This is a genomic window from Streptomyces sp. IBSBF 2435, from assembly GCF_036815005.1.
Taxonomy (GTDB): domain Bacteria; phylum Actinomycetota; class Actinomycetes; order Streptomycetales; family Streptomycetaceae; genus Actinacidiphila.
Map to the genome: position 1 here is coordinate 20,443 of NZ_JAJSYW010000085.1, position 7,341 is coordinate 27,783.

General features: G+C 68.0%; 5 protein-coding genes. 1 reads left to right on the top strand and 4 read right to left on the bottom strand.

The window, feature by feature from the left end:
- Positions 1-5: 5 nt before the first annotated feature.
- The 4 genes from V7E46_RS18255 to V7E46_RS18270 all read right to left on the bottom strand — a co-directional run bounded on the left by V7E46_RS18255 (position 6) and on the right by V7E46_RS18270 (position 6,163).
- A complete protein-coding gene (locus tag V7E46_RS18255; protein ID WP_333769396.1) occupies positions 6-893 on the bottom strand; it encodes a carbohydrate ABC transporter permease in 888 nt (295 codons plus the stop codon).
- The gene (locus V7E46_RS18260) at positions 890-1,864 is read right to left on the bottom strand and encodes a carbohydrate ABC transporter permease (protein ID WP_443054228.1); all 975 of its coding nucleotides are present in this window, start codon (positions 1,862-1,864) and stop codon (positions 890-892) included. Before V7E46_RS18260 ends, V7E46_RS18255 begins: the two co-directional genes overlap by 4 nt.
- Positions 1,865-2,038: 174 nt before the next feature.
- A complete protein-coding gene (locus V7E46_RS18265; protein ID WP_333769397.1) occupies positions 2,039-3,355 on the bottom strand; it encodes an ABC transporter substrate-binding protein in 1,317 nt (438 codons plus the stop codon).
- 459 nt (positions 3,356-3,814) lie between these two features.
- Positions 3,815-6,163, bottom strand: coding sequence for an extracellular catalytic domain type 1 short-chain-length polyhydroxyalkanoate depolymerase (locus V7E46_RS18270; RefSeq protein WP_333769398.1), 2,349 nt, complete (start codon positions 6,161-6,163; stop codon positions 3,815-3,817).
- Positions 6,164-6,683: 520 nt separating this feature from the next.
- Here V7E46_RS18270 and V7E46_RS18275 point away from each other — a divergent pair.
- Positions 6,684-6,965 carry a hypothetical protein gene (locus tag V7E46_RS18275; protein ID WP_333769399.1) on the top strand — a complete coding sequence of 94 codons (282 nt, stop codon included), beginning with the start codon at positions 6,684-6,686 and terminating at the stop codon, positions 6,963-6,965.
- Positions 6,966-7,341 lie beyond the last annotated feature (376 nt).

A 7,341-nucleotide genomic window follows, 5' to 3' on the forward strand; every position in this document is an offset into this window, starting at 1 on the left:
GGGCGCTATTTGGTCGCGCCGGAGGAAAAGCCGTTGTAGATGAAGCGCTGCAGTGCCAGGAAGACGACGAGGCTGGGGATGATCACCAGCGCGGCGCCGGCCGAGATGACCTCCCAGTGGGCGCCGTAGGGGCCCTTGAACCGGAACAGCGAGGTCGAGATGGTCCCGAGGCTGTCGTCCGGCATATAGAGGAAGGGGATGTAGAAGTCGTTGTAGATGGCGACGCCCTTGATGATCACCACGGTCGCGATGGCCGGCTTGAGCAGCGGCACGATGATGCGCCAGTAGATGGTGAACGAGTTCGCGCCGTCCAGCCTGGCCGCCTCGTCGAGCGAGACCGGAATGGACCGGATGAACTGCAGGAAGATGTAGATGGACACGATGTCGGTGCCCATGTAGAGCATGACCGGCGCCCAGCGGGTGTCCATCACGCCCAGGTTGTTGACGATCTGGTAGGTGGCGACCTGCGTGGTCACGCTCGGTACCAGCGAGGCGATCAGGAACAGCGCCATCACGAGCTTCTTGAACGGGAAGTGGAAGCGGTCGATGGCGTAGGCGGTCATCGACCCGATCAGCACGGTGCCGAGTACGGAGAACACCAGGATGAACGAGGTGTTCCACAAGGCGCGCAGCATGTGGCCGTCGGTGAACGCAACGGCGTAGTTGTGGAAGTTGAACCAGTCGTGCGGCGCGGCAAGCGCCCCACCGTCGGCCATCTCCTTGCTGGTGCGCAGCGAGGTGAGCAGTACCGCGACCAGCGGGACCACCACGACCGCGCTGGCCAGTACGAGCGAGAGGTACTTCAGGAACACCGCGATACGCCCGCGGACCGGCGCTCCCCGGTCGTGGAACCGCGGCGCCCGGCCGATGGCCGGGCCGTCGAGCACGGTCATGACTGTTCCACCCTCTCGTCGGGGAACAGCAGGCGCTGCACCCAGGTCACCAGGAGCACGATGAGCAGCAGCACCACCGCCGCGGCGGACGCGAGTCCGGTCTTGTTGAAGTTGAAGGCGAGCTTGATCGTCTGGATGACGAAGGTCTCGCTGTTGTTGGAGCCGCCGGTCATGATGAACGGGATCTCGAACACCGACAGCGAGCCGGAGATCGCCAGGATCACGCTGAGGCTGATGATCGGCCGGATGCTGGGGGCGATGACGAAGCGGAACTGCTGCCAGCGGCTCGCCCCGTCCAGCGCCGCCGCCTCGTACAGCTGCGGCGGTATGGACTGGATGGCACCGATGAACAGCACCATGTTCAGACCCATGAAACGCCATACGGACACGCCCGCAAGGGAGGTGTTGACCAGGTGCGGATTGCCGAGCCACAGATGCGGCCCCGCGCCGAACCAGCCCATTACGGTGTCCAGCGTGCCGCCGGGCTGGAAGAAGTACAGGAACACGAAGCCGACCGCCACCCCGTTGATCAGGTAAGGGAAGAACAGCAGGCCCTTGAACAGGTTCCGCAGCCGGGTGTTGAAGCTGAGGACGGTGGCGAAGTAGAGGGCCGCACAGATCTGCACGACCGACGCCCCGAGGTAGAACAGGCTGACCCAGAACACCTGGAAGAGCTGGGGACGGGTGAACAGGTCGGTGTAGTTGTCGAATCCGACGAAGTTGCGGGTCGGGCTGATGCCGTCCCAGTCGGTGAAGCTGTAGGAGACCATGTCCACCACCGGCAGCAGGGTGAAGGTCACCAGCAGCGCGAGCGGGACGAGCAGGTACAGCCAGGGGGTGACCCACCAGGCGCCCCCCTTGCGCCGCAGGGGTGCCATGCGGCGCGGCCGCCGGCCGCGGGAGCGGGCCGCGTCCTGCGGCGGCAGAATGCGGGCGGGAGGTCTGCGGCCCGCGGTCCGCGGTGCGCTCATCTGGTCCTTCTTCCGGTCGCCGCTCCGCAGGGGCGGCAGGCTTGTGGGTGGGGCCGCCGTGCACGTCACGGCGGACGGGCCGTGCCCGGCGCGGGCGGTACGGTCCCGCGCACGGGCGGGGGCTGCTCCGGCCCGGCATCTGCCGGGCGGAGCAGCGGTTGCGGGGCCCGCCGGTCAGCCGAGGGTGCCCTGGGCGTCGGACCACTTCTTGTTGAGGTCCTTGAAGACGCTGTCCTTGTCACCGCCGGCCGCGCCGCGGGCGACGTCCACGATGTGCTGCGGGTAGTCCTGGTTGTTGATGCCGATCTCGGAGGCCTTGTCGATCTCGTCGACCTGGGCGGTCTTGTCGTTGGTGAGGTGGATGAACGTCACCCCGGCGTCCTGGAAGGGCTTGAGGTCCGCGGGCAGGGCCGTGCCCTTGACCGAGGAGATCGACAGTGCGGCCTGGGCGTCGCCTGACTTGTTGATGTACCAGTCCAGCCAGGCGCGCGCCGCGTCCTTGTTCTTGGAGTGGGTGTTCACCGCGTACTGGTAGTCCGGCCGCACGACCGAGCAGAAGTGCCCGTCCTTCTGCGCGGGGAAGGGCATGAAGCCGATGTCGTCGGGGTTCTGCCCGGCCTTCTTCGCGGCGTCCTGCATCTGCACGACGGCCCAGGAGCCGAGCCACATCGTCGCGACCTTGCCGGTGCCGATCAGCGCCTTGGAGTTCTCCCAGTTCGTCGTGTTGGGGTCGGCCTCGGACAGCTTGTCGTGCACGGTGTCGTACAGCAGCGAGTCGACGACGTTGAGGTCCTGCCCGGCGGCCCAGGGCTCCTTGGTGTCGGCGAGCTTGTCGTTGGCGGCCGGGTCGCAGCTCGGCGAGCCCAGGGCGTTGCCCCAGTTCGTCAGCGGCCAGCCGTCGTGGTAGTTCGTGTAGTACGGGGTCGCGCCCGTCTTGGCCTTGATCGCCCTCAGGTCGTCGATGAACTGCTGCGGCGTGGTGGGCCAGTCGGTGACGCCGGCCTGCTTCCACACGGCCTTGTTGTAAACGAAGCCGTTGGCCGTGCCGATGTTGGCGATGCCGTAGACCTGGCCGCCGACCGTCGCGTGGTCGGTGAAGTCATAGGTCTTCGACAGGTCGGCGGCCGGCCCGAGCGGCGCGAAGAACGTCGGGTACTGCTTGAGCGGCACCGAGTTCGGGATCGACAGTACGTCGCCGTAGTTCTTGCTGTTGAGCCGGATCTTGACGTCGCCCTCGTAGTCGGTGAGGCCCTGGAACTTCACCGTCACATGCGGGTATGTCTTGTTGAACGCCGCCGCGTACCCCTTGAGCGTCCCGTCCTGCACCTGGTCGGTGCGGTTGGTCAGGACGGTGATCGTGCCCGAGACCTTGGACGGGTCGGTGGGGGCCTTGGCCGCGTCGGACGACGAACCGCCGCCGCTGCCCCCGCCGCAGGCGGCCAGGCCCAGGGCAAGCACCACTCCGGTGGCCGCAATCGCTGTTCTTCGCATGCCGATCCCACTCCCTTGTTGCTGAACGGAAAACGCCGCACTGCATGCCGCGCAGCGACGGACGTCTCGTCGTCGGGGCGAAGCGGCTGATGGCTGCTTAACGTAGACGGAACACAGGAGTGTGTCCATAGAACGGTCTAGTTTAATGAGACCGTGATGTTCCGCTAGCTAGGAGGAGCAGATCACTGTTCCTTTACTTAATAAATCTCACTCGGGGGGCGCCTCGTCACCCCTCGCGGTCCCGGGGCATCGCGGGTCTTGACAGCCGCGTCTGCCGCTCGCCTCGATCAGCAGACATAAAACGCGCGAGCGCCCCCTTCCTGCACCGGCTCCGCCCTGCTCCGGCCCGATGGGGCGGGGACGGACCGCACGGCCGGAACCGCGTTCCGGCCGTGCAGGGGAGTGGGTTCAGCGGGTGAGGAGGTCGGGCGGTTCAGGCGGTCCAGGCCGTCCGGGCGGTCAGGAGGAGCCCGGCATGGGGTGCTGCTGGAAGAACTGCCACATGAGACCGTCGGCACTGATCTCGTGGGTGACGGTCCCGTTGCCGTTGTCCTGCGAGGAGTCCGGCCAGGTGTGGCCACCGTTGGAGATCGTGTACAACTGCACCTCGGCGCCGTCCCGGCAGCCGCTGTAGACGGTCCTGCTGACGTGGGTGCTCACCTGGGCGGTGGCAGGCCCCGCCGTGCAGCCGTCGAGTCCGGCCCACGCCTGCTGCGCCACCGGCACCGAATACTGCCAGGCGGTGGCGTCGCCGCCTCCGTTGTACGGATTGGTGGTGTCCTGCTGGCCGTGGAAGGCGATCACCGGAACCGCACGCGACGGCGTACAGGTCGACAGGTCCGGCCGGCTGCGGTCGGACGGGTCGGGGCGGCCCGCCCTGATACCGGACACGGGGGCTATCGCGGCGACCTTGTCCGCCAGCATGCAGCCCAGGGCCGAGGTCATCCGGCCGCCCCCGGAGTAACCGGTGGCGAAGACGCGGGCCGGGTCGACACACGCGTTCGCTGTGAGGGTGTCGATGACCTGCCGCAGGAAGCCGGCGTCGTCACGGGTGCCACTGGGCGTCACGTAGGGGACGTTCCAGATGAAGCCGCTGCCGCTGGGCACCACGCCGGTGGGCGCGGCCACGATGAAGCCGTTCGCGTCGGCGGTGGGCGCCAGGTTGCTGTAGGACAGCTGCCCGGCGCCGGTGGACTGGCTGCCGTGCAGATCGAGCACCAGCGGCAGGCGGGCACCCGCCGCACGGGTCGGGACGTGCACCAGGACCTGGTAGGTCCTGCCGTCGAAGGACACCGGCGTGTTGTACTGGCCGCTGCCCAGACTCGCCGTGCACGAGCCGGGCGGCGGCGTGGTCCCGCCGCCCGTGGGCAGGTGCCATGTTTGCCAGGGGTTGGTGTTGCGGTCGTAGATCTGCAGGCGGGTGGCGTTGGCGGTGCTGCCGCCGGGGTCGTCGAGGTAGCGGCCGGACTGCGGGTTCTTCAGGTGCCCGTCGGATTCGGTGCTCCACTGCTGGGCCCCGGAGCCGTTGCAGTCCCAGATCTGCAGCTTCGTGCCGTTCGCGGTGCCTTGCCCGGTCACATCGAGGCACTTGCCCAGGGCCCGGATCGTCCCGTCGGTGCCGACCGTCCACGACTGCGCCGTACTGCCGTTGCAGTCGTACAGCTGCACCGCCGTGCCGTTCGCAGTGCTCGCGGCCGCCACATCCACACACTTGCCACCCACACCCGTGACCGCCCCCGTGTGCGACCCACCCGGCGGCGTCGTCGGAGGAGTCGTCGGCGTGCCGGTGGGAATCGTGAACTGGCCCTGGCTGAGGACCCGGGAGGAGTTGAACGTGGCCTGGAGGCCCGCGGTGGAGTTGGCCGAGGTGAGGTATTCGGACCAGATCATGAACCAGGCCCACTGCGGCTGCGAGGCGAGCTGCGCGGCCGTCGGCACCGTACCGACCTCGGCGAGCGACACGGGCTTGCCGTGGGCGACGTTCAGCATGGCGTTGTACCAGTCGCTGCCCGGCCAGGTGTGCACCCAGGGGTCGAGGCTGGCCACGTCCACGTAGGAGTCGCCGGGATAGAAGCCGGAGACTCCTCCGGAGCCGCCGTTCTGGTCGGTGTCCTTGACGTTCCACACCCAGATGATGTTGGTCAGGCCCTTGGAGACCAGGTAGTCGTGGGTGATCTGGAACAGCCTGGCGCTGCCGTTGGCGCCGGAGCGGCCGCCCCACCACGCCCAGCCCTCGTTCATCTCGTGCAGCGGCCGGAAGAGCACCGGAATCCCGGCGTCCTTCAACTGCTGGAAGTACGGCACGGCCGTGTCGAGCTTCGCCTTGTACGCGCTGTTGAGCGAGCTGCCGTTCGTGATCAGCTGACTCCAGTCGGAGTCGGACAGACTGGCACCGTTGATGCCGCCGTTGAAGTCACAGGTCGACACGTTCGGCTTGCACATGTGCCAGGTCAGGGCGACCAGTGAGCCGTTGGCCCACTCGGTCTTGGCCTGGTTGATCATGGTTTGGCGGTTGGCGACGTCGGTGGCGGTGAAGCCGAGTTCGCCGCCCCACAGGCCGGGGTACTTGCCGGTGATCGAGTGCGCCTGCGCGGTGTACTGCGCGGGGTTGCTCAGCGGCTCCTTGTTGTGGACTCCGCTGATCACGTGGTTGCCGCTGATCTGGTGCAGGTAGTCGACGACCGCGGCCGGTGTCGAGGCGCCGGTGGCGGACGCCGGGGACGGCGATGTGGCCAGCCAGGCCGCCGCCGCCAGCGGCAGCGCGGCCAGCAGGGCAACCGTCCTACGGGTGAAGATCTTCGGTCTCAATGGGGAGCCCTCTCGTGCGTGCCGTGGGGGTGAAACGCTGCATGCACGACCTGCTTGGTGTCCGCGATATCACGCGGCCAGGCGTCACTGTCACGCTCTATACAGGTCGGAACCGACGCCCTGGAAGCTAGAACGTGTCCACGACAGTGTCAATGGATTGGACAGCAACGGGAGTAAAACGTGCCAGTGACCTGCAGGACCCTTCCCTGTGACGCTCGGCGCCTGGGAAAGGCCGCGGGCGAGGACCGCCCGGCACCGTGAGGCCCCCGGCGTTCGGCTGCCCGTAGTGACGCAGGGCCTGCATCACGGGAGAGTGCCGGATCGTTGCAGCCCGGTGGTACGGCGCCGGGACGGACTGCGCCGAGTACGGAGGCAGTAGGCGTGAGCACTCTACTTGAACGATCTATGGACATGTCGTACGGCCGGGTTTACCGTGATGCCGCTCCCCTTGCGCCGGTGCCACGACTCGGTCGGAGGCCGGCCCTGTCATTCGTCGCCCCACGGGACGAAAGGACCATCGGTGAGTTCGAGACAGAGGGGCCGCCCGTGGCGCTCCCTGCTGGCCACGGCAGGCCTGCGGACCGTCACCGTGCTCGGCGTCGGCCCGCAGCGAAGCGCACAGGCGTATCCGGCTCCGGTGGGCCGCACCGATCTGATCAACGCCCTCAGTGGCATCTCGGGAGCCCATACGGTGTCGGGGATCTTCCAGAACCCGCAGACGCCGAGCCAGTGGACGCAGAAGTACATCGAGGGCCGCCTCTCGGACGCCCAGCGGACCGAGACCATCACGGACGGGCCGTGACAAGGCGTGTTCGAACACCGGCCAGCTGTCGGACTCGTGCAGCGGCACCTCCCAGTCGCCTTACCAGTCCTCCGGCATCTTCAACGGCGTGACCGGCGGAGGAACCACGCCTCCGACGACGACGCCGGCGGGTGGGTCGCACACGGGGGCGGTCACGGGTGTGGGTGGCGCAAGTGTGTGGATGTGGCGGCCGCGAGCAGTGCGAACGGTGCCGCGGTGCAGATCTACGACCGCAACACCAACCCCTGGCAGACCTGGCACCTGCCCACCTGCCCACCTGACCCCGCCCGGCCCGCCGTAACCAGCGCACCACCCCGGGGGGGGGGGGCCCCCCCCGGCGCCCCCCCCCCCCCCCGGGGGGGGCGCCGCCCCCCGG

Bases quoted from the DNA above. Each gene is read 5' to 3' on its own strand.
- V7E46_RS18260 (WP_443054228.1), bottom strand. From the start codon at position 1,864: ATGAGCGCACCGCGGACCGCGGGCCGCAGACCTCCCGCCCGCATTCTG.
- V7E46_RS18265 (WP_333769397.1), bottom strand. From the start codon at position 3,355: ATGCGAAGAACAGCGATTGCGGCCACCGGAGTGGTGCTTGCCCTGGGC.
- V7E46_RS18255 (WP_333769396.1), bottom strand. From the start codon at position 893: ATGACCGTGCTCGACGGCCCGGCCATCGGCCGGGCGCCGCGGTTCCAC.